Origin of the sequence: Candidatus Halobonum tyrrellensis G22 (assembly GCF_000495475.1) — an archaeon.
Taxonomy (GTDB): Archaea; Halobacteriota; Halobacteria; order Halobacteriales; family Haloferacaceae; genus Halobonum; species Halobonum tyrrellense.
The window spans coordinates 20,762-38,857 of record NZ_ASGZ01000062.1; the positions used below are offsets into that span (position 1 = coordinate 20,762).

Annotated in this window: 23 protein-coding genes; 7 read left to right on the plus strand and 16 right to left on the minus strand. The window is 72.7% G+C overall.

What is annotated here, in order from left to right; translation table 11 throughout:
• The first annotated feature begins 34 nt into the window (after positions 1-34).
• Positions 35-1,096 (plus strand): M42 family metallopeptidase, encoded by a 1,062-nt coding sequence (locus tag K933_RS15395; protein WP_023395675.1) that lies wholly within the window; start codon positions 35-37, stop codon positions 1,094-1,096.
• Positions 1,097-1,230: 134 nt separating this feature from the next.
• Positions 1,231-2,040 carry a succinylglutamate desuccinylase/aspartoacylase domain-containing protein gene (locus K933_RS15400; protein ID WP_023395676.1) on the plus strand — a complete coding sequence of 270 codons (810 nt, stop codon included), beginning with the start codon at positions 1,231-1,233 and terminating at the stop codon, positions 2,038-2,040.
• A 70-nt stretch (positions 2,041-2,110) separates the two neighbouring features.
• Here K933_RS15400 and K933_RS15405 read toward each other — a convergent pair whose 3' ends face one another.
• Positions 2,111-2,446, minus strand: coding sequence for a hypothetical protein (locus tag K933_RS15405; RefSeq protein WP_023395677.1), 336 nt, complete (start codon positions 2,444-2,446; stop codon positions 2,111-2,113).
• A gap of 154 nt (positions 2,447-2,600) precedes the next feature.
• Between K933_RS15405 and K933_RS15410 the strand changes: the two genes are divergently transcribed.
• The gene (locus K933_RS15410; RefSeq protein ID WP_023395678.1) at positions 2,601-3,662 is read left to right on the plus strand and encodes a M20/M25/M40 family metallo-hydrolase; all 1,062 of its coding nucleotides are present in this window, start codon (positions 2,601-2,603) and stop codon (positions 3,660-3,662) included.
• A gap of 27 nt (positions 3,663-3,689) precedes the next feature.
• On the opposite strand, the gene K933_RS18830 is transcribed toward K933_RS15410, so the two are convergent.
• The 3 genes from K933_RS18830 to K933_RS15420 form a co-directional block, all read right to left on the minus strand.
• Complete coding sequence (locus K933_RS18830; protein WP_023395679.1) at positions 3,690-3,857, minus strand: hypothetical protein; 168 nt, start codon at positions 3,855-3,857, stop codon at positions 3,690-3,692.
• A gap of 103 nt (positions 3,858-3,960) precedes the next feature.
• The gene (trmB, locus tag K933_RS15415) at positions 3,961-4,998 is read right to left on the minus strand and encodes an HTH-type sugar sensing transcriptional regulator TrmB (RefSeq protein ID WP_023395680.1); all 1,038 of its coding nucleotides are present in this window, start codon (positions 4,996-4,998) and stop codon (positions 3,961-3,963) included.
• A gap of 94 nt (positions 4,999-5,092) precedes the next feature.
• Entirely contained in the window at positions 5,093-5,914 is an 822-nt protein-coding gene (locus tag K933_RS15420; protein ID WP_023395681.1) for a proteasome assembly chaperone family protein, read from the minus strand.
• Positions 5,915-6,011: 97 nt separating this feature from the next.
• Here K933_RS15420 and K933_RS15425 point away from each other — a divergent pair, with 97 nt between their 5' ends.
• Positions 6,012-7,028, plus strand: a complete 1,017-nt coding sequence (locus tag K933_RS15425; RefSeq protein ID WP_023395682.1) for a mechanosensitive ion channel family protein — start codon at positions 6,012-6,014, stop codon at positions 7,026-7,028.
• A gap of 109 nt (positions 7,029-7,137) precedes the next feature.
• Here the strand turns inward: K933_RS15425 and K933_RS15430 are convergent, their stop codons facing one another.
• From K933_RS15430 to hisD, 9 genes are all read right to left on the minus strand, one after another.
• A complete protein-coding gene (locus tag K933_RS15430; protein ID WP_023395683.1) occupies positions 7,138-7,344 on the minus strand; it encodes a dodecin in 207 nt (68 codons plus the stop codon).
• A 98-nt stretch (positions 7,345-7,442) separates the two neighbouring features.
• A complete protein-coding gene (locus K933_RS15435) occupies positions 7,443-8,066 on the minus strand; it encodes a hypothetical protein (protein ID WP_394295682.1) in 624 nt (207 codons plus the stop codon).
• Between the two features lie 56 nt (positions 8,067-8,122).
• Complete coding sequence (locus K933_RS15440; protein ID WP_023395685.1) at positions 8,123-8,761, minus strand: hypothetical protein; 639 nt, start codon at positions 8,759-8,761, stop codon at positions 8,123-8,125.
• A gap of 122 nt (positions 8,762-8,883) precedes the next feature.
• A complete protein-coding gene (locus tag K933_RS15445) occupies positions 8,884-9,867 on the minus strand; it encodes a metal-dependent hydrolase (RefSeq protein ID WP_023395686.1) in 984 nt (327 codons plus the stop codon).
• Between the two features lie 174 nt (positions 9,868-10,041).
• A complete protein-coding gene (locus K933_RS15450; RefSeq protein WP_200862333.1) occupies positions 10,042-10,605 on the minus strand; it encodes a mechanosensitive ion channel domain-containing protein in 564 nt (187 codons plus the stop codon).
• A 60-nt stretch (positions 10,606-10,665) separates the two neighbouring features.
• Positions 10,666-10,887 carry a hypothetical protein gene (locus K933_RS15455; RefSeq protein ID WP_023395688.1) on the minus strand — a complete coding sequence of 74 codons (222 nt, stop codon included), beginning with the start codon at positions 10,885-10,887 and terminating at the stop codon, positions 10,666-10,668.
• A 116-nt stretch (positions 10,888-11,003) separates the two neighbouring features.
• Positions 11,004-11,246 (minus strand): DUF5816 domain-containing protein, encoded by a 243-nt coding sequence (locus K933_RS15460; RefSeq protein ID WP_023395689.1) that lies wholly within the window; start codon positions 11,244-11,246, stop codon positions 11,004-11,006.
• 58 nt (positions 11,247-11,304) lie between these two features.
• The gene (locus tag K933_RS15465) at positions 11,305-11,673 is read right to left on the minus strand and encodes a HesB/IscA family protein (RefSeq protein ID WP_023395690.1); all 369 of its coding nucleotides are present in this window, start codon (positions 11,671-11,673) and stop codon (positions 11,305-11,307) included.
• A gap of 303 nt (positions 11,674-11,976) precedes the next feature.
• Positions 11,977-13,320 carry a histidinol dehydrogenase gene (hisD, locus tag K933_RS15470; RefSeq protein ID WP_023395691.1) on the minus strand — a complete coding sequence of 448 codons (1,344 nt, stop codon included), beginning with the start codon at positions 13,318-13,320 and terminating at the stop codon, positions 11,977-11,979.
• Positions 13,321-13,526: 206 nt separating this feature from the next.
• Here hisD and K933_RS15475 point away from each other — a divergent pair, with 206 nt between their 5' ends.
• The gene (locus K933_RS15475; RefSeq protein ID WP_023395692.1) at positions 13,527-14,717 is read left to right on the plus strand and encodes an NAD(P)/FAD-dependent oxidoreductase; all 1,191 of its coding nucleotides are present in this window, start codon (positions 13,527-13,529) and stop codon (positions 14,715-14,717) included.
• 152 nt (positions 14,718-14,869) lie between these two features.
• Complete coding sequence (locus K933_RS15480) at positions 14,870-15,340, plus strand: DUF3592 domain-containing protein (protein ID WP_023395693.1); 471 nt, start codon at positions 14,870-14,872, stop codon at positions 15,338-15,340.
• 67 nt (positions 15,341-15,407) lie between these two features.
• On the opposite strand, the gene K933_RS15485 is transcribed toward K933_RS15480, so the two are convergent.
• Positions 15,408-16,154 (minus strand): protein sorting system archaetidylserine synthase, encoded by a 747-nt coding sequence (locus K933_RS15485; protein ID WP_023395694.1) that lies wholly within the window; start codon positions 16,152-16,154, stop codon positions 15,408-15,410.
• A gap of 210 nt (positions 16,155-16,364) precedes the next feature.
• On the opposite strand from K933_RS15485, the gene K933_RS15490 reads away from it, so the two are divergent.
• Positions 16,365-16,775, plus strand: coding sequence for a cupredoxin domain-containing protein (locus K933_RS15490; RefSeq protein WP_023395695.1), 411 nt, complete (start codon positions 16,365-16,367; stop codon positions 16,773-16,775).
• 170 nt (positions 16,776-16,945) lie between these two features.
• Here the strand turns inward: K933_RS15490 and K933_RS15495 are convergent, their stop codons facing one another.
• Together K933_RS15495 and K933_RS15500 are read right to left on the minus strand one after the other, a co-directional pair.
• Positions 16,946-17,602: a 30S ribosomal protein S3ae gene (locus K933_RS15495; RefSeq protein ID WP_049947934.1), complete on the minus strand. Its 657-nt coding sequence runs from the start codon at positions 17,600-17,602 to the stop codon at positions 16,946-16,948.
• Positions 17,599-18,027 (minus strand): KEOPS complex subunit Pcc1, encoded by a 429-nt coding sequence (locus K933_RS15500; RefSeq protein WP_023395697.1) that lies wholly within the window; start codon positions 18,025-18,027, stop codon positions 17,599-17,601. The genes K933_RS15495 and K933_RS15500 overlap by 4 nt, the downstream gene beginning before the upstream one ends.
• Positions 18,028-18,096 lie beyond the last annotated feature (69 nt).

Genomic DNA, 18,096 nt, shown 5'->3' on the forward strand with positions numbered 1-18,096 from the left:
GGGCGCTTTTCCTCCGCCGGACGGACCCGGCCGCATGGACCACACGCTCGACGGCTCCGGTCTCCTCCGCGACCTCACGGAGGCGCACGGCCCGGTCGGCTACGAGGACGCGGTTCGGGAACTGGCCGTCGCGGAACTCGACGGCTCGACCGACCGCGTGCGGACCGACGCGATGGGCAACGTCGTCGGCAGTATCGAGGGCCGCTCGGCGCCCGACTTCGAACTGCTTGTCGCCGCCCACGTCGACGAGGTGGGGTTCATGATCAGCCACGTCGACGACGACGGGTTCCTCCGTCTCGACGCGCTCGGCGGGTGGAACCCGGAGGTCCTGCGCGCCCAGCGGGTCCGCGTCCACGCCGACGGGGGCGCCGACCCCGTCGACGGCGTCCTCGGCGCGGTGCCGGCGCACGTCCGCGACGACGACGAACCCCTCTCGGTCGGGGAACTGGCCGTCGACGTGGGGCTGCCCGCGGAGGCGGCCCGCGACCGGGTCTCCGTCGGCGACCCGGTGACGCTCCGCGCGCCGACCGAGCGGCTGGGCCGCTGTATCGCCGGGAAGGCGCTCGACGACCGCGCGGGCGTGTGGACGCTCCTCCGGGCGGCCGAGCGGGCCGACCCCGCGGTGACGGTCCACTTCTGTGCGACCACCCAAGAGGAGGTGGGGCTCCGCGGCGCGCGGGCGCTGGGGGCCGACCTCGACCCCGACCTCGCGCTCGCGGTCGACGGGACGCTCGAACGGGGCGTGCCCGGCGTCGACGAGGCCGACCGCGTGACGGAACTCGGCGCGGGCGTCGGGGTCAAGCGGAAGGACGCGACGGTGGTGCCGACCCCGACGGTCGTCGAGTGGCTCGAAACCCTCGCCGCCGACCGCGACATCCCGACGCAGCCGGAGGTGGCGTCGAACATCGGCACCGACACGGGCGCGTTACAGACCGCGGCGGGCGCGACGCCGGTCGGCGCGCTGTCGGTTCCCGTGCGGTACCACCACTCGCCGGTCGAGACGGCACACGTCCGCGACCTCCGGGCGACGGCGGAGCTCGTGACCGCGGGGGTCGACGCCGACCCGGCCGACCTGCGCGGCGTCGTCGAGCGCTGAGGGGTCGAGGGGCGCCGCGGTCGACCGGTCCGCCGACGACCGTCGCCGGTCGGCCGCGCGTCGCCGCGGTTTCGGTCGCCGTCGGCGTCGCCGGATCGGTCGGCACAAATACGGCCGTATCGGAGTCGGTGTGTATGCGGATCCACCAGTTGGGCGAGGGCGTCCCCGAAGTCGCGGTCGTCGGCGGCCTCCACGGCGACGAGCCGTGCGGGCCGGCGGCGGTCGAACGCCTCGTCGCGGCCGACCCGGACGTCGAGCGGCCGGTGAAGCTGATCGTCGCCAACGAGGAGGCCCTCGAACGCGACGTGCGCTACGTCGACGAGGACCTCAACCGCGCGTTCCCCGGCGACCCCGACGCCGACACCCACGAGCGCCGACTCGCCTCCCACATCGCCCGCGAGTTGGAGGGGTGTACCACGCTGTCGCTCCACTCGACGCAGTCGTACGCGGAGCCGTTCGCGCTGTGTGCGACCGTCGACGCGGTCGCACGCGCCGTCGTGCCGTCGCTGCCGACGAACCTGCTCATCGAGACCGACCCGTTCACCGAGGGGCGGCTGATCGAACACCCCCACACGCTCGAAGTCGAGTGTGGCCTCCAGGGGAGCGACCGCGCCGCCGAGAACGCCTACTGGCTCTCGCGGGCGTTCCTCGCGGCGACGGGCGCGCTCGCCGCCCCGGTCGCCGACGACGCCACCCCGTTCGACGTGGACACGACCAGCGAGGTGGGCGTGTTCGAACTGCTCTCGCCCATCGCCAAACCCGCCGCCGAGACGTACGAGGTGTTCGCGCGCAACTTCGAACGCGTCGAGGCGGGCGAGCGGTTCGCCAGCGCCGACGGCGAGACGCTCACCGCGGAGGAGCCGTTCTACCCGGTGTTGATGTCGGCGTACGGCTACGCCGACCTGTTCGGCTACGCGGCCGAGAAGGTCGGGACGCTCGACTAGCGGGACGGCGGGACGCCGACCCGAGAGCGGAGCGCCGACCGCACGGACGGGCGCACCGCTCGCGCTCCGCTCAGACCCGGTCGTGTGCGTCGTCGCCGCCGCGGCCCTCGGCCGCGTCGAGGTCGGCCAACTCGGAGACGTCGTCGTCCGAGAACAGTCGCGCGACGACCGTCGCGGCGACCGCCGAGACGACGGCGAGCGTCGCGGCGGTCAGGAGGGCGCGGCCCACCCCGCCCGACGAGTCGGCGGCGTCCGCGTCCGTTCTCTCCACCTGGTCCGTCCTCTCCGCACCCTCGGCGTCGGCCGTCGTCGGCCGCCCGCGACCCCGTTCGGGCCGGGCGCACCGCAGGTCGAAGTCGACCGTGTTGTCGTGAACGCGAACGTCGAGGAGCGTGAAGTCGAACACGTCCTGTCGGGACGGCACACGGCGACATATCGTTGGGGGCCGGCGGTCGGTCCCCCGCGGCGTGGACGCGACGCGACCGACGACGGCGGGAGCGGCGGTCCGCGGACGACCCGGTTCCGGCGGCTTCTTGGCCCGCACGCGGCACCGATCGAGTATGGACGACGACCGACGCGACTTCCTCGAAACGCTGCTCGAAACGCCGTCGCCGTCGGGGTTCGAGACCGACGGCCAGCGGGTGTGGACCGACTACGTCCGCGGGTTCGCCGACGACGTGACCGTCGACGCGTACGGCAACGCGGTCGCGGTCCACGAGGGGAGCGGCGACGATCCGGCGGTCGCGTTCGCGGGGCACGCCGACGAGATCGGGTTCGTCGTGCGCGACATCCTCGACGACGGGTTCCTCCGCCTGTCGCGCGTCGGCGGCTCCGACCACACCGTCTCGAAGGGCCAACACGTCACGGTCCACGCCGACGATCCCGTCCGAGGCGTGGTGGGGCAGACGGCGATCCACCTCCGCGACTCCGAGGACGACGAGTACGAGGAGGTCGCCGAGCAGTTCGTCGACGTCGGCGCCGACAGCGCCGACGAGGCGCGCGACCTGGTCGAGGTTGGCGACCCGGTGACGTTCTCGACTACGACGTTCGACCTCCACGCGACCCGGATGAGCGCCCGCGGGATGGACAACCGCGTCGGGACGTGGGCGGCCGCCGAGGGGCTCCGCCGCGCGGTCGAGACCGACGCCGACGCGACGGTGTACGCCGTCTCGACGGTCCAAGAGGAGGTCGGGCTGAACGGCGCGCGGATGGTCGGGTTCGACCTCGCGCCCGACGCGGTCGTCGCGGTGGACGTGACTCACGCGACCGACAACCCCGACGTGGAGACGGAGAAGCGCGGCCCGGTCGAACTCGGTGCGGGGCCGGTCGTCGGGCGGGGGAGCGCGAACCACCCCGCGGTGGTCGACCTCGCGCGGACCGCCGCCGAGGAGGCGGGAGTGGACTACCAGTTACAGGCCGCCGGCACCCGGACGGGGACCGACGCGGACGCGTTCTCCACGAGTCGCGGCGGGGTCCCCTCGCTCAACGTCGGCGTCCCGAACCGCTACATGCACACGCCCGTCGAGGTGGTAGACACCGAGGACCTCGTCGCGGTCGCCGACCTCCTCGGGGAGATGGCGGAGCGGGCGGGCGCGTTCGCGCCGTTCGCGGTCGACGTCTGAGCCGGCCGAACGCGGGTCGAGGCGGCGTCAGTAGCCGCCCTGCCACTCGTAGAACCACCACGCCGCGCCGAACAGCAACAGCCCCGCGCCGAGCGCGGAGGTCGCGGGTTCGGGGAAGATCAGCAGGAGGAACCCGACGACGATGACCGTCGTCGGGGCGACGTTGTCGTACAGATCGGCCCACGGTCGTGCCATGGCTCGACCGAGACCGCCCGCCGACTTGGGCGTTTCCGTCCGGGCGTCTCCACCCCGCGCCGACGCGGTTCGGATTCGGACCCGACGCCGCGGACGACCGCGCTCAGGCCCGCGTGAGTTCGATCTCCTGGCCCTCGATGTCCTCGAAGGCGGCGACCAGGCCGCCGATCCTCACCCGGCCGGTCTCGGCGTCGTGGACGGTGAACGACGCCACCTGCTCGGAGGGGTCGTACTCGTAGTCGACGACCGGTCCCTCGACGCGGACGTCGGCCGCCGTCTGGACGTCACGCCCGGAGACGACCGCCTCGAACTCGCCGCCGAGGTCGTGGATGTCCTTGACCGCGCGGCGGATCGACGCGTACGTCCGCGGGAACGGCCGGTCCTCGCCGGTTGCGGATATCTCCTCGGCCGTGCTCCACAGCACCGTCCCGAAGAAGCCCGAGACGAGGAAGCCGAGCGCCGAGCGGTTGAAGATCACGCCGTAGCGGTCGCGGTCGTCGCGGAGGGCGTCCTGGGTGGCGTACACGGAGTACTCGCCGTCGGCGACCGCGATCACCGGCGTGGTGATGCCGCGCCGCCCCCGCGCCTCGGTCGACACCGCCTCGTAGTCGAACTCGTCGGGGTCGGGCGCGCGCGAGGCGGGCGTCACCAGCAACACGACCGCGACGCCGTCGTCGACGCGGGCTTCGAGGCGGTCGCGGAACCGCCGGAGCAGGTCCGGCGTGAGCGACACCGTGATCTCGTAGTCGGCGTTGTCGATCACCTCTTCGAGATACCGGAGGATGGTCGACCGCGACTTGACCAGCGACACCGCCTCCGTGTCGCGAGCGGGCGCGGTGTAACGCGCCTCCAACTCGTCGACCATCTCCGAGAGCGACGACCGGATGTCGCCGAACGCGTCGTTGGGGTCGACCGCGACGATCTTCATCGGGCGCGACTCGCGGAGTTCGACCAGCCCCCGGTCGGCGAGGCTCCGCACCGTGTCGTACACCCGCGGCTGGGGGATGTCCGTCTCGCCGGCGATCTCGCTGGCCGTGAGTTCGCCGCTCTCCAGGACGGCCAGGTAGGCGTCTATCTCGTACTCGCCGAGGTTGAACCGCTCCCCGACCCGTTCCATCGTCGAACGCAGGTCGTCGGCCATACACCCCTCTCCGCCCCCGGGTACAAGTTATTTACTGACACCCGAGTAGCACCGACGTGCGGAAACTCCGTTTCGGAACCGTATCGTACCGGACTTACATGTACATCCGGTCGAGCGGCTGTTCCTCCTCGCGGGCCTCCGACAGTCGGTCGGCGAGGTTCTGGTAGTACTGCTGGACCTCCGCGGCGAACGACTCGAGGGGCGCGGTGTCGACGCCCAGCCCGTACACCGACTCGACGGCGTCGAGCAGTCGGATCGCCGCCTCCACGTCCGGCACCTGCTGGTGGACCGGCGTGACGTAGACGCAGACGCCCATCGACGTGTCCATCCCCCGCGCGACCAGCGCCGCGTTCGTGCCGTCGAGAAAGCCCGTCCCCATCGGGGCGACCGGCGGTCGCTCGCTTTCGGCGTCGTCCTCCTCGTCGCCGTCGGGGGCGGTCCCGGACGTTCCGGCGTCGGCCCCGGGGAAGCGCCGCTCGCGGTAGTCGTCGGTGGCGACGTAGAACGCCCGGTGTTCGTTCGGCCCGTGCGGGACCGGAACGCCCGACAGCACCGCCACCTCCTCGACGCCCGACTCCTCGGTCCACGCGAGGACGGCCTCGGAGAACGACTCGGCGGTCGAGACGGGGACGAACAGTTCCCCCACGAGAACGGTCACGTCGAGTTCCGGCCGCGAGTAGAGCCGGGTGGGGTGGCGGGGGCGGCCCTGCTCGAACGGCGTGATGGAGGGGAGCCCGTCGGTACGGATGTGGCCCGTCTGTTCGAGGTCGAGGTGGTCAACGAGGTAGTCGACCGCCGTCAGCCCCGCCAGGCCGTACTGGGAGAAGCCGGCGAGCACCACGTCGCCGGGGTCCGGGTGGCTGTCGACGTGGAAGGTGGCGGTCGGTGCCGCGTCGGCGTCGGTGGGTCGGCTCATACCGGCCGTAGGCGCGTCCGGCTGTTAGTGATACCGGCGAGCCGGGGCGGACCGCCCGAGGACAACGCTTTTTCGCGGCGGTTCCGTCGCCGGAGGTGTGCAAGCGACGAACGGGACGGCCGTCCAGACGAGTCCGCTCGGGGAGGCGCTGCCCGACGCCGTCACGGCGATCCCCGGGTGGCAGGCGATCGCGTTCGTCGTCTTCCTCCTGGTCGGGGGGGTGGTCTCGACGTACGTCACCCGCCTCCTCGGCCGGCCGATCGCCCGCCGATTCGTGCGCCAGAGCGTCGCCCAGACCATCCTCCGGGCGACACGGATCGGGATCGTCGTGCTGTTCGCGTTCTCGGGGGCGGGCGCGCTCGGGTTCGAACTCGGCGACCTGGTCCTGTCGGTGACGGTGTTCTCGGCGGTGTTGGGTATCGTCCTCGCGCCGATCGTCGGCTCGATCGTCAACGGGCTGTTCGTGCTCGCCGACCAGCCGTTCGAGATCGGCGACATGATCCAACTCCCCGACGGCACCGACGGGTTCGTCGAGGACATCACCCTCCGGTACACCAAGGTGATCACCCTCGACAACACGTTCGCGGTGCTCCCGAACTCGATGATCCGCGAGAACAAGGTGACCAACTACTCCGCGGAGGACGAACGCACCCGGCTGCGGCTCCCGATCGTCGTCACCTACGAGTCGGACATCCCGCAGGCGCGTCGGCTGATCGAGCGGAGCGCGGCCTCGTGTGACACCGTCATCGAGGGGGGTCCCGACATCCGGGTCGGGAGCGCGCGCTACCCCGCGAAGCCGACGTGTTACATCGACGAGTACGGCGACCACGGCGTGAAGCTCACGCTCCGCTACTGGGCACGCTCGCCGTACAAACTCCTCACGGTCCGCTCGCAGGTCCAGACCGCGGTGTGGGACGTCCTCGAAGGTGGGGACGCCGCCGTCGAGATAGCGTACCCGCACAGCCACCTCGTGTTCGACGAGACCAGCGGCACCGCGCGGGTCGAAATCGAGGACGGCACCGAAGCCGATGCCGGGGACGGGGCCGGCGACGCCGACGCGCCGCCGGGCGGACCCGACGGCGCCCCCGGCGGCCTCGCGGGCGACGGCGACTGACCGCCTCCCGCGCGCCGGCCGACCGGGGCGCCCGCCCGCGCTCCAGTCGGTCCCGCCGGCCGCCGGGTTCCGACGTCGACCACGCCCTCGGAGGCGTCCCGCGCCCGCGTTACTCGCCGTCTTCGAGTTCGAACGCGACCGTGACTTCCGCCTGGTACTCCCGGCCCTCGACCGACGCGATCTCGACGCTGAGGTCGTCCACTTCGACCCACTTCACGTTGTCCAGCGTCTCCTCCGCGCGGTCGACGGCGTCGTCGGTCGCGGCGTCGAAGCTCTCGTCGCTACTGCCGATCAGCGTGATCTTCTTGTAAACCATCTACTGCGTCACCGTCCCCCTCTTTTCCGTCTGCCCCCATTAACTCCCCGGCCGGGGTACGAACGCGGCCACCACGACCGCGGGGGCGTCGTCCGGTCTCACTCCCCCGCGTCGCGCCGCCGCGCGCCGTCGAGCCGCCGGGTGAGCGCGCTCGCCACGTCCGTCAGGTGGGCGGTCCCCCACACCGCGGCGACGACGCCGCCGACCGTGTTGAACACCAGGTCGAGCATCGTGTCCTCGATGCCGTACTGGGTGAGCACGCTCCCGCCGCCGACCAGCGTCGCCGCCCCCGAGACGGCGAACTCGACCACCTCCCAGAGGACGCCGAACGCGAGCACGAACATGAGGATGAACACGAACGTGAACCGCGGCGGGAGCGAGACGGTGTCGGTGTGCTCTTCGACCGCTCGCACGACGGTGTACCCCGTCGCCGCCACCACCGACGCCGACAGCGCGTGGGTCACGTGGTCGTAGAAGGGGAGCGGACTCCCCTCGCCGTAGAAGCTCTCGACGAGGCCCGGAACTCCGACGGTCCCGAGCACGTGGAGGAACACCGCCGAACAGACCCACAGCGTGAGTCCGGCGTCCATCGGCAGGTCGTACTCGCGTTCGAGCGCCGCGGGGGCGAACGTGACGCCGAGCGCGATACACGCGTTGACGATGACGCCCGTGTTCCCCTCGCCGATACCGATGCCGACGAACACGACGAGCAGGACCTGCATCACCCGGACGGCCTGGCGCTGGCGGCGCGCGGAGAGACCGACCCGGTCGCGGAGTCTCACGTCCGCCCGACCCCCTCGGGGATCCGCGCCGCGAGGTCCGTATGGCGGCGGAAGTAGTACTCGAAGAGGAAGCCCGCGGCGACGCCGGCGACGGTCGCGGCGACGAAGTCCCACATCAGCGCCGACTCCACGACGGCGTCGGGCCGGCTGTCGAGCAGGAACGTCGTCCCCAGCAGCGTGTCCGACGCGAACCGGAGCACGGCCCACACGCCCGCGGCCGCCACCGTCGTGATGGTGACGAACACGACGGCGAACGTGTGGTTCATCCGGACCGGCGTGAACACGTCCATCTCGACGGCGACGACGAGCGCGATGGCCGCGACGGCGACGTAGGTGGTCACGCGTCCGGTGAACGTCATCCCGTCGACCCGCTGGCCCGCGACGGCGACCCGACCGATCGCCGGCAGCGCCGTCAACACCAGCACCTCCCACGGGAGCATCGCCGTCGCGTCGCGGAACGCGACCGGCGGCACCAGCGCGACGGCGGCGGCGACGAGGACGAACACCCCCCAGACGACCTCGCCGGCGACGATCTCACCCGCCGCTACGGCCACCAGCGACCCGACGACGAGCCAGCCTACCGCCGCGTTCGGACGCCGCTGTTCGACGACGTCCCGTAGTCCGCTCGACGACATGGGCTGTTGGTTACGCTGGGGGGTCAAAAGCCGTTCTCTAGACGGACGCCGTGCGAGCGCCCCGAGACGCCGCCTCCGACGACGGGACGACGGCCGCTTCGGTCCCGCGGACCGCCGGTCGCTCACGCGACGCCCGCGAGGTAGGCGACGGTGTACGCGCCGGCCGCGAGCGTCACCGCCGCCAGTCCCGTAAACAGCGCCCGCTCGGCGTCCGGCCGCCGGACCTGCCGGGTGCGCACCTGAATCCGCGGCAGGAGACCGACCGCGCCGACCGCGAGCACGGAGAAGACGAACGGGTACGAGAGGTCGAGCGTCGGCGCCGGGATGACGAGCACGCTCGCGGCGTAGCCCGCGCCGGCGACCGCGCGGAGGTCGACGCGGGACCGCCACGCTCGCGCGCTCGCGCCCTCGGTCTCGCGCTCGACACCGCGGGCCGCGGCCGCCAGCCGCGACCAGACCAGCGCGGCCGCCCAGACGGTGGCGAGTTCGACCCCGAACGCCGCGAGCAGGTGGAGCGTCGGGTCGGGGCTGAGCGTGACGCGCTCGGTCACCAGCCGGACCCCGAGCGGGTAGAGCATCCGCGGGGGTTCGCCGGTGAACAGGTCGCCGAACGGGTGGGAGGCGAGACCGACGAGCGCGAGGAGGAACGTCGCCCGCGTCGACAGGTCGGTCCGGCGGGCGACGGCCGACGCGACGGCGAGGGAGGTGACGGCGAACGCGACGACGACGAGTGCGGCGAGCGGGCCGCTCGCCAGATAGCCGACGACGACCAGCGCGCCGGCGAGCGCCGCCGCCAGCGCCCGCCCGCCGCGGCGGTCGTCGGTCCACGCGGCCGCCGTCAGGGCGACGACCGGCGCGAGCACGAGCGAGTGGGTGACCGACCGGTGGACCACGTTGCCGGTCGCCCAGAACGACGCCGCCATCCCGACGGGTGCGTCGCCGACGCTCCCGGCGAGACCGACCAGCGCGTAGCCGATGTCCACGTCGGGGACGGCGGCGAACCCCGCGGCGACGACGCCGGCCGTCAGCGCGCGCCGAGGGGAGGTGCGCCTGGCCGCCAGCCAGGCGACCGCCGCGAACGCGAGGAGCGCGTGGCCGACGAACATGACAGTCCGGCTTCGGGGTCGGGAGAGATAAGTGTCCCGTGGGGTCGGTGTCACGGTGGCAGCGAGCACGCCGCCCGCCTCGGGAGGGGTGCTCTCGGCTGATCCGAGTGGTCCGAGCGGTCCGGGCGGCCCGGGTGATCCGAGCAGGTCGAGCGGCTCCGGTAGCCCGTGTGGTCACTCCGGCCCGTTCGGCCCCTCCAGCTTCCGCCACTCCTTCTCGATGGCGGCGTTGCCGCGGACCACGGTGTCGCCCTCGACCGACAGCCGTGTCTTCCGGAGTTCGATGCTCTTCACCTCGCCCGTCGTACCGCCCACGTCGACGGTGTCGCCGGGCATGAAGTCGGGGTCGCGCAGGAGGTACACCCCGGCGACGGCGTCGGCGATCACGTTCGACAGCGCGTACGAGACGCCGAGGGCGACGAACCCCGCCGCGGTGCCGAGCGACGCCGCGATGCCGTCGAGTCCCACGATCGACAGGAACGACAGCCCGACCGCGAACCAGAGGAACACGGAGACGATGGTGGAGACGAACTGGCGGTAGACGGGCGACTCGTCCGGGAGCGCACGCCGGAGCGTGGCCCGGACCAGCGCCATCACGACCTTCACGACCGCGAACGCCAAGACGAGGAAGACGAGCCCCGCGAGTACGCGCGGCAGCGCGGCCGCGAAGTTCCGGACGAACCGCCAGAACGACTGGCGGACGATACCGGCCACCGACTGGAGCGGAACTGGCTGCACGCGGGTGGATGATCCCGGGGCGACTATAAAATCGGCCGCTCGGTCGGCGTCGGGACGGGCTTACTCGTCGGCGGGACCGGCGGCGGCCGAGAGGGCGTCCTCGCTCTCGCCCTCCTCACCCTCGCCGCCCTCTTCGCCTTCTTCCTCGCCGCCCTCCGCACCTTCACCCTCACCCTCGCCGGTCGACCCGCACCCCGCGAGCGCGGCCAGCGAGGTGGTTCCGGCGGCGGCAGCGGCGGTGCGGAGCAGGTCGCGTCGTCGCGTCGTCACTCGATCGGACATACATTGCCGGACTCGGCCGGCCGGATTAACGGCAGTGGCTGACTACGTACCGGTCGGCATCGAACACCGACCGACTGTCGGCGAGGAGCCGTCGTCGACTCGCCGTCGTGGCAGCCTCACTCGTGGGCCGCGTCCCACTCTTCGGGCTTGCGGATGTTGCCGCACTCGTTGCACTCGATCCGGCCCATCGAGTCCATCGCGTTGTTCACCGTCTCGCAGTTCCCGCAGAAGTACCCCCACCGGGTCTCGCCCGCCTCGTCGGCGTAGACGTGGAAGAACGGCGCCTTCTCGCCCCGCTCGCCGTTCGCGCGGTCGACGTAGAGGGCGCCAGCGGGCGTCTCGACGACTTCGAGTTCCATACGGACGGAAGCCGGCCGGCCCGGAAAAAGCTTCCCGCGACCCCCGGCTCGGGCGAGTCTACGTCCGGAACGACTCGCCGCAGCCGCACTCGGCTTCCACGTTGGGGTTCTCGACGTGGAACCCCTCGGCCTGAAGGCCGCTCTCGTAGTCGAGCGTCGACCCGCCGATGTAGTTGAGCGACGACGGGTCGACGAACACCCGGAGCCCGTGCTGTTCGGTCACACGGTCGTCCTCCTCGGGTTCGGTGTCGAACCGCATCCCGTACGAGAGGCCGGCGCAGCCGCCCTGCTGGACGAACAGTCGCAGGCCCGCCACGTCGGTGTCAAGCCCCTCGCCGTCGAGGAGCGACACCGCCTCCTCGGCCGCGTCGGGCGTGACCGTCACGGCCGGTCCCGCCTCCGCCCCGTCGGACGCGTCAGTACTCATGGGGGACGATACCGTGCGAACGGGGTTAACTGTGACGCCGCCGGAGGCCGGTCCGCGCGCTCGGTGCGGGTCGGCTACCGCGCGCGGAGCCGGGTCCGCAACTGCACGGCGTTGGTCGCAACGGCCTTCAACCGCTCGTACAGCGGCCGAGCGTCGTGGACGGCGAGCAGTCGCCCGCCGGGGCCGTCAAGCACCGCCCCGCGGGCGTCCGTGAACGTCGGCCTCGGCCGGCGTTCGACCCGACCGTCCGAGACGGTTCCCGTCGACCGCGGCGGACGCGAATGCGCTCCCCGGCCACGACGCTCAGGAGTCGTCCGCGTTGGCCCCGTCGCTGTCGGCCGCGTCAGCCTCGTCCGCGTCGCTCTCGTCGAACCGCGCGCGGACGCTCTCGGCGTGCGCCTCCAGCCCCTCGGCCTCCGCGAGCGTCGTCACGGCGTCCGAGAGGTCGTCCAGCCCCCGCTCGTCGAGTCGCTGGACCGTCGACGACCGCAGGAAGGTCTCCGTCGAGAGCCCGCCGAACGACTTCGCGGTGCCGTTGGTGGGGAGGACGTGGTTCGGCCCGGACGCGTAGTCGCCCGCCGCGACCGGCGTGTACGGCCCGAGGAACACGCCCCCCGCGTTCGTCACGCGGTCGAGCAGGTCCTCGTCGCGCGCCGCCTGGATCGAGAGGTGCTCGGCGGCGTACTCCTCGGCGAACAGGACGGCCTCCGGCATCGACCGCGCGACCAACACGCCCGAGGCGTCGTTCGAGAGTGCCGCCGCGATGGTGTCGGCGCGCTCCCGGTCGGGCACCCGCTCGTGGAGTTCCGTCACCACCGCCTCCGCCGTCGCCTCGTCGTCGGTGACGGCGACGACGCTCGCGGCGGCGTCGTGTTCCGCCTGCGCCGCGAGGTCGGCGGCCACCAGCCCGGGGTCGGCGGTGTCGTCGGCGAGCACGAGCAGTTCGCTCGGCCCCGCGAGGAAGTCAATCTCCGCCGCGCCGCGGACCTCCGCCTTCGCGGCGGTCACCCACTTGTTGCCCGGCCCGACCACCTTCCGGACCGCGTTGACCGTCTCGGTGCCGTACGCGAGCGCGGCGATGGCCTGCGCGCCGCCGGCGGCGTACACCCGGTCGGCGCCCGCCTCGTGGATGGCGGCGAGCGTGACGGGGTTCAGTTCCTCGGCCGGCGGGGTGGCGACGGCGACGTGGTCGACGCCCGCCACGACGGCGGGAACGACGCCCATGACCGCAGAGGAGGGGTACGCCGCGGTGCCGCCGGGGACGTACACCCCGGCCCGGTCGATGGGCCGGAACCGCCGGCCGAGCGTCCGCCCCGGCGAGAACTCCCGCTCCCAGTCGTCGGGCAGTTGCGCCTCGTGGAACTCGCGGACGTTCTCGACGGCGGTTCGGACCGCGGCCAGCGTGTCGTCGTCGACCCGTTCGGCCGCGCGTTCGGCCTCGTCGGTCACGTCGAGGTTGCCCACGTCGACGCCGTCGAACTCGGCGGCGAACTCCCGGAGGGCGACGTCGCCCTCCTCGCGGACGCGCGCGACGATGTCGCGGACGTCCGACCGGACGGCGTCGACGCCCGCGTCGCGCTCGAAGAACGCCCGCCGCTCGTCGGGCGCGAGGTCCGCGACGGCGCGAACGTCGATGTCGAGGTCCATACCCGCCCTCCGGCGGCGCGCCGAAAAGACGTTCCGATGCCCCGCCGCGCCGCACGCTCGGTGGCCCTCCGCCGGCGGGGGACGCCGAGCGTGCGGCGCGAGTCACCCGCGCGGACCGCGCCGGCCCGGCCGGCGGACCCGACCGAGGCTCCCCGACGCCCGCCCGCGAACGAGAGGGTTTTGTTCCCCGACGACCCCCCTCCTCCATGAGCGATTCGCGCCCGACGGTCGCCGTCCTGGGCGGGGCCGTCGCGGGTCTCGCGGCCGCCGAACACCTCCGGCGGTTCGGCGACGTGACGCTGTTCGAGCGGCAGTCGTACGACGACAAGCGGGTCAACTGCGGCGAGGCGGTCAACGACGCCGGCCTGGTGCCGTTCCCGAAGACGCCCGACAACGGGTTTCTCACCCGCGTCGACGGGTTCGACCTCCGGGTCCACCCCTCGACCGACCGCGACCCCGGGGCCGCACCGCTCGCGTCGCCCCGCCTCGGGGTCGAACGCGGCTACATCACCGACCGAGACGTACTCGAACGCCGGTGGGCCGACCGCCTCCGCGACCGGGGGGTCGAGGTACGCGAGGGCGCGAACGTCACGCCCTCGCGCTACCGCGAGGTGGTCGCAGAGTTCGACCGCGTCGTGGACGCGACCGGTCAGCCCGCGCTGTCGCTGAAGGCGCGCGGCGAGACCGACCGCTACGCGGGCGACATGGTCGCGCTCAACGCCGACGTGACCGGCGATTTCTCCGACTACCGCCGCCACCCGCGCATCGTCTTCGAGGGGTACGTCGGCTACGGCTGGGTGTTCCCCAAGTCCGACGGCCGCGCGAACGTCGGCGTCGGCTGGGCGGGCGACGAGCGACCCGACAACTACCGCGCGGCGCTCGACGCCTTCTGCGACCGCGCGGGCGTCCCCCGGCCAGACGGCGGCGCCGTGAACGCCTACACCATCCCCCGCGGGCCGTCGCTCGCGCCCGAACTCGTACGTCCGGAGCCGAACGTCTACCTCGTGGGTGACGCCGCGGGCATCGCCAACCGCTATCAGGGCGAGGGGATCTGTCAGGCGATCCGGTCGGCGTGGCTGCTCGCCGACTGCCTCGCCGACGGCCGCGGCGACGACTACCCCGACCGGCTGTACGACGCGATGAAAGACGAGTACCGGCTGGCGACGCTGATGCGCGGCGTCTGGGAGGAGACCGAGGACCCCCGACTGCTCGCGGCCGTCGCCGCCGCGGTCGACGGGCTGACGGTCGACGACGTGACCCGCCACCCGCGGCGGGTGTACGCCCGCCTCGCGGCGCGGCCGCGCCTGCTCTCGCGGCTGGCGCGCGTCCCCGGACTCCGGCGGCGCCTCGTCGACGGCTACCGCGACCGCTGGGAGTACGACGGGGTGACACACTGACGCCGATGCCGCCCGTAACTCGGGCGGTCGGACGCGGCGGCGCCCGAGCGGGTGGGACGCGCGGCGACCGCACCCCGTATCGGTCGGGGGAGGGCTGCACGATCCGAACCTCGACACCACGTTCTAATACCCCCGCCCCGCTGTCCCCGGGCGTGGATCTCCGCTTCGACGGTCCCTCCGGCAGCCTCGGGGTCGCGTTCGCGATACTCGTGGGGCTCGCGGCGATGGGGTACGGCGCGTACAGCTACACCCAGCAGGCGTCGGCGCTCGACTCCGCGGTCGAGGTGAACGCCAGCGTCACCGACACGGGAGTCGAGGAGTACTCCGCGCGGCGCGACACGGACTACGGCCCGGTCGTGACGTTCGAGTACGCCTACGAGGGGGAGACGTACACCTCCTCGAACGTCTACCCCGGGCCGCTCCCCCGGGAGTTCGACACCCGCGAGGCCGCACGGGAGCAACTCGACGGCTACGAACCCGGCGACGCCGTCACGGCGTACGTCCCGGCCGGCGCCCCCGCGGACGCCTACCTCGAACGCGAGCGCAGCAACAAGCCGTTCGTCGTGGTCGGGGTCGGCGCCCTGTTCCTCGCCGGCGGGGTCCGCTCGGCGTTACAGGGGTGACGAGCGGGGAAGCGAACGGGACCCCGGGGACGCGGGCGGGCGGGAGCGTGCCGCCGCTCGCCGCGCGTCACACCCCCGTCTCGCCATCCGGGGTCTCGTCGGTCTCCGGCTCCGCCGCCTCGGGGTCGCTCACGTCCCGCCAGTAGAACTTCGGGCCGAGCAGCGTGTACCCGAGCGCGAGAAACAGCACCGCGAACGCGAACACCCGCCCGGTCCCGCCGCCGAGCAGCACCGCGAGCGCCTGGACCGCGCCCATCACGAGCGCGTCCTGCGCGTGGAGGTCGGGGTAGCGGACGGGCGTCACCATCGAGAGCGCGAGCAGGCCCGCGAGCGCGACGGCGGTCGGCGGCGTCGCCACCCCCGCGAGCACGCACGCGGCCAGGATCGTCGCCGCGAGCGTCGTCTGGACGCCGTGGGTCGTCTTCGCGCCCTCGTCGGTGACGTTGTAGACGCCGAGGCGGACGACCGCCGCGGCGACGAACAGCGCGGGGACGGCGACCGCGAGCCAGAAGCGGACCGTTGCCGCCCGCGTCCACTCGGCGGTCGCGACGGCCGTCACCAGCAGCGCGGGCGCGACGCCGAACGACGCCACGTCCGCGAGCGAGTCGAGGTGCGGGCCGACGGCCGTGCCGCCGTACTTCCGCGCGATCACCCCGTCGAGTCCGTCGGCGATGGCCGCCAGGAGGACGAGTCGCGCCGCGAGCGCCGGGTCGAACGTCGCGGTGGCCGCGGCGGCGAACCCGATGGCGGCGTTCCCCACGGTGACGGCGTCGGCGACGCCGAGACGCGAGAGGAAGCGCGGCCGGTTCGACATACCACCACGGTCGGCAACTCCGGGTTTACGTCTTTACATCCGACCCCCGTCTCCGCCCCGGACGAGTGCCCGTCGACGGCGCCGCCCGCGGTCGGCGGAGCCGGCACGGCCCGCAACGCGGGGGCGGCGCCGCCGTCGCGCCGCTCCCGACGACCCGGATTCGACGCCCGAACCACGCCGCATAAGCCCCCGCGCGCCCGAGGGTCGCGTATGGACAGACGCCGGTTCCTCGCGGCGGTCGGGACCGCGGCGAGCCTCTCGCTGGCGGGCTGTGGCGGCGCGCTCGGGAAGGACGACTACGACGTCGGCATGACCGGGACCGCGTTCCGGCCGTACAGCCTCACGGCGAGCGTCGGCGACGAGGTGGTGTGGAAGAACACCTCGACGCGCGCACACACCGTCACCGCCGACGCCGACCAGATCCCGGACGGGGCCGACTACTTCGCCTCCGGCGGCTACGACTCCGAGGAGGCCGCCCGCGAGGCGTGGGACGGCGCGAACGGCGCCATCACCAGCGACGACTACTACCGCCACACGTTCGAGGTGCCGGGCACGTACACCTACCTCTGCATCCCCCACGAACAGGCCGGCATGGTCGGCACCGTCACCGTCGAGGAGTGAACTGACGCGCCGGCACGCGAGCCGCCGACCCGAGCGCGAGTCCGCCGACACGAACGCGAGCTGCCGACCCGAGCGCGAGCCCGACGGCTCGACGGGCGCGTCGGTCGACCGACTGCTCGCGGAGCGACCGGCCGCAAAAATCGGTCGAGAACTCGGGTCGAGGCGCGCCGTTACTCCTCGGCCGTCTCGTCGTCGACGGCCACGCTCTCCTCGTCGACGTCGACGGACGCCTCCTCCTCGGCGGCGACCTCCTCGGGGTGGGCTTCGAGGGTGAGCTTCTGCACCTCGACGCGGCGCAGCGGGTACACCTGCTTCGCCTCGCCGTAGATGGCCGACGAGATCCGTCCCTGCACGACCGAGTCGACGAGCTGTTCGAACGTCCGCTCGCTCGCAGCCTCCTCGACGATGTCGATCATGATCTGACGGATGGCGTGCTCCTGCGAGCGGTCCGCCTTCTTGGTCGTGAAGGCGACCGGCTGGACGCGCACGCGGTAGTCGTCGGTCGTCCGCACCGTGATGGCGAGGTCGACCTTCGAGGCGCCGCGCCGCACCAGCGAGCGCAGGTAGTCGCGCGTGAGTTCGTGCTTGATGAACTCGGTGTACGCCGTGTCCGACCCGACGTCGGTGATCTTGAACTCCAGTTTGGTGTTGTTCTGTCCCTGGTCGTCGGTGAGGTCGCCGAGCGTCGTCTCGACGGTCCGCCCGACGACCTGGTCCGGTTCCTCAGCGAGGGTCTCACCCAGCTCCGCCCGGTCGAACTGCTCGGGCGCGAGCACGGTGTACCACCGCTTGTTCTGTCGCTGTCGTGAAACTGATCGTTCGCTCATTGTGTATCGGTGTCCGTGTTCGCATCCGCGTCCGCATCCGTTCTCGTCTCCCTGTTCGTCTCCGCGTCGTCCGTCCCCGCGTCGACCGTCCCCGCGTCGTCCGCGGCCGCCGTCGTCTCGCGTGCGCTCGCGACCACCTCCTCGGCCACCGCGAGGTTGACGAGGTAGTCGTCGGCCGACGACTGCAGGCCGCCGGTCCGGTCGCGCTCGACCCGCGTGCGGACGGTCGTCCCGTCCGCCTCGGTGCGGATCTGGGCGGTGTTGTCCGGCCGGAGCGCGGCCGCGACCGTCGCGGCCGCCGCCGGGTCGGCGTGGCGCGTCTCGAACGTCGCCGTCCGCCGGCGCTCGCCACCGTCGGTCGAGCGTCCGTCGGCGTCGGCGGTCCCGTCCGGGGGTCCGTCGCCGTCCGCGGGCGGCCCGCTCATCTCACAGCGCCTCCCTGAACGCGCCGACGAACCCCTGAACGTCGTCGGCGAACCGTGCCTCCGCGCGTC